At 40.1% G+C, this 3,567-nt stretch carries 3 protein-coding genes; all 3 read right to left on the reverse strand.

Features of this window, described 5'->3' with window-relative positions; translation table 11 throughout:
• Positions 1–223: 223 nt before the first annotated feature.
• A complete protein-coding gene (locus AC6RV6_RS25500; RefSeq protein WP_500243700.1) occupies positions 224–1,987 on the reverse strand; it encodes a VgrG-related protein in 1,764 nt (587 codons plus the stop codon).
• A 52-nt stretch (positions 1,988–2,039) separates the two neighbouring features.
• Positions 2,040–2,633: a CIS tube protein gene (locus tag AC6RV6_RS25505; RefSeq protein ID WP_500243701.1), complete on the reverse strand. Its 594-nt coding sequence runs from the start codon at positions 2,631–2,633 to the stop codon at positions 2,040–2,042.
• A gap of 30 nt (positions 2,634–2,663) precedes the next feature.
• The coding region (locus AC6RV6_RS25510; RefSeq protein ID WP_500243702.1) for a hypothetical protein at positions 2,664–3,567 on the reverse strand (904 nt) is incomplete at its 5' end.

The raw sequence follows: 3,567 nt of genomic DNA on the forward strand, positions 1-3,567 counted from the left end.
GAACTTGTGGCTCTTCGTGAATATCTGAAAAGCCGCCCTCCGCTTCGCTAAAGGATGGGGCTTTAAACCCAGTTTTTTTGGTAATCTGGCAGGAATCGATCTTCGAGGTGCAGATTTGTCAGGTGTGGATTTTGTCTGTGGATTAAATCTACTCAATCCTTCGTCAATCATATCTTCAACAACTAAAAAAATCTAAAATTTGTTTGAATATCAGCGAGAAAAATTAACCTAATTTAACTTGACTCCCGCTCAAACTAATAACCCCTTTCGTTTTTAAATCGATCGCATTATTCGCCTCAATCGAAAGTGTACCTGTCGAACTCATACTTATCTTAGAATCATTATCATCCAAAATCAACTTGTGACCGCCTTTTGTGACAATTTCAATTTTCCCTTGACTATCATTCAAATACACTTGATGCCCCTTCTCTGTCTTAATTCTCACTCCTGCCTGCGTCCCGCTTTTATCTTCCTCAATAAACTGTAACAAATGCCCTTTGCGAGTTTTAAACGATCGCAAGCGCACCTTCCCGTCTGTCACGCTATCTTCCACTTTTTCTGGGGGCGCATCCTGACCATTCCACACCCCACCCAACACATAAGGACGATGAATGTCTCCATGTTCAAATCCAACTAAAACCTCATCCTCGATTTCTGGTAAACAGTCAAAACCTCGTCCCTGACCTGCTCCCGGACTCACGATTCGCGCCCAATTGCTACTATGTTCCTCTGTTAAACTGGGAAATTTGACCTTAACCCGTCCTAAACCTTCCGGATCCTCATTATCTGTGACAATTCCCACTAAAAAAGTCTGTCCTGGTTGCAAGCGATCTGGTGACGAAAGTAAGGTGAGTAAATTTCCTCCGCGCAATCCCCGCACGCTGAACTCTGTTGTATAAATCCGCTCTTGAAAAGTGTGGCGCGTCTCCGTCACGTAATATTCACCACTATATTTTCCCATTCCTTGTAACTTCACTACCCGTCCCGGTCGAATTTTTGGGTTTCCTTCTCCTCGGGCATCTGCAAGGATAAATTTCCCTCCGACTTCATTACATAAAGCCTGCGCCATTAAATCCGCTTCCTTGGGCTGTTCTACAGGGCGATCGACCACATATAAAGTCGGTGCGGGAAGTCCGTTAAATTTCCCGCTAGTCTTGCTACCTTTGCCATTTTCCGTTTCCGTCACGACTTTTTCCGAGTTTGCTGTCGAGACGATCGCTTGTTTTTGGGTATAATCCCATCCTCGCACTTCTACAGATTTAACCTGTTCTGCACTGGTAGTTCTGACGCGAAAATTAGAGATATCTTTTAACCATTCTAAATCTAAAGTCTCATCTTTTTTAGGTTTGCGAAAATTCAATTTACCATCTTGAATAAAGAGTTCAAATCCAATTCGAGAAGCACGCGATCGCAAAAACTCCATATTGGTCTGATTCTCCTGAAAAAGATATTCGTGAGGAATTCTACTTTCATCGACTTTCCCTACAGAAATCCCTACTTCTCCTGCAATCTTTTTCACCAAATCGCTATCAGTTAAATTCTGAAAAGAACGATTCCATTTTCCCCGATGCAACCGATGAGAAATATCATAACCACGGACAACAATTGGAGCCTGTGTTTGGTCGCTAAAATGTGCCTCAATTGCCGTAATTTCTCCCTCTATTACCTGACCTTCATTCTCATCCTGAAAACCCTGTGATGCTGTCGTACTCGCCGAAAAACCAATCTTAACTTTTTTACCGATTTCTAAATAGTCATATTGCCAAGGTTCGTCAGCATCTTCTCTCATTCCCGGTTGGTAGTCATTGCGAATAACTAAAGTAAACATTGCCGGAAAATGCAGACTTTCCTCGACCAAAACTTGCAATAAATCTTCATATAATTTGGATTGAGCTTCGTTTCCTTCAATTTCAATTTTAGGTAGCGCTTGATAGTTACCGCTACGGGATTGTCTAGAATTAGATAGGGAGTTACTGGTAGCAATCATTTTTTACATTAGATGAAAACATCTTTTTGAGAGTTTTAGATTCGCAAGCGTTCTACATTATTTCGTCTTTGACATTTTTGATAGTCTCAATTATTTGTCCAAATTTAGATTTTTCCTTCCAAAATGTTAAACTTTGATCGGTTTCGCGACTTGGCTTTTTAGGTTGTTTTGCCGTCATGCCTCCACTCGGTTTAGGTTCATCAGTTTCTTTGAGGGTTAGACTATCAATTTTTGCTCGAACTGGCGTACCATTCGGCAAAAACATTGTTAATGTATAGCTCAAATTTTCAACAAAACAATATCTTAAATAAGTTTGAGATCCCCATTCAAAACGGTAGGTTGGTGGACGTTGCTCTTGACCATTCTGCACGAATTCTAAGGCTTTTTCTAAATAGATTATGTATTTGCTGAAAACATTTATTCCTTCTTCATAAGTATCAAAGAGAATATTACTTATCGTTAGCTTTGTAGCTTTTCTGTGAGAATAGTTGACTTTCGATCGCCCTGTTTGTTTACTTTTTGCACCCGGACTTTCTACTGTTTCCATGACTACATCAAATTTAAGTTCGCTGGGATTGAACATAAATTCGATATCATCGCTAGAAGAAAGGTTTATTAATTTGGCTTTTGCTAGTTGTTGATACATAATTAATTTTCTCCTGAAATCATGAAAAATTTAATAACAAATTCCTTGCCGATCGCGATCGCATTCTATCCGCATTTGCAAAAGAACATAAACCTCGCGAGCTAAAATTGATAAGCGATCGCTAGTGTAAGGATTCACTGTTTCTAGGGTCGCTAGCATTGCAGTTGATGAGAGAGAACTTTTCTCATCGCAAGCAAAGTAGACCGTATCCAGCCAAAAAGAAGCACCTCCCAATTGATTATATTGTTGTTCTCTCTCAATATTCAAGCGCGATCGTACCAAACGATAAACTAATTGTGCTAAAAATTCTAACTCTTCCTCTCTAATTGGTTGTTCGAGATCTGATAATTGTTCAACGATTTGAGGAGTTGGTGGGAGTGAGGGATTTTTTTCCTCTTCTATCTCCTCAAAGGAAATGGGAATCAGAAGTTCTCCTTCAATAGGATCGTTTTTAGCTTGTACGATCGCATTACTTTCAGGTGGACTTTCTGGGAGTAAATTTGTATCTCCCATCAGTCCGGTGAATCCTCCCCAATCTTCTGTTTTTCCTGAGTCTGTTGTATCAGAAGAATCGCCGATTAATTCAGAAACATTTGCCCAAGATTTCGGAACATCTAAGGTTTCGGAAGGAGAAATAGAAGTTTTTGAAGTTTTTCCTCCTGTACCTTCTTTTTTCTGAATGAGAGAAGGATTATTTTCCCCAGAATAGTCGAGAATCTCTTTTAATGATGTGGAAACAAAGGAAGAAGGTAAATAATCAGAGTCTTTCGCAAGGGGTTGAGATTGTCCGAGGGGTTGGAGTTGTAAAAATCCTCGTCCTTCTGATAGGGTTGTTACCGGACTTTCCTCGAACGCAATATCAGTTTGAGTTGAAATTGGAGGAGTCTCAGAAAGCGATCGCTGTATTTCTGGAGTCGGACTTTCTGCAATATTA

The organism is Spirulina sp. LEGE 11439 (genome assembly GCF_059821285.1).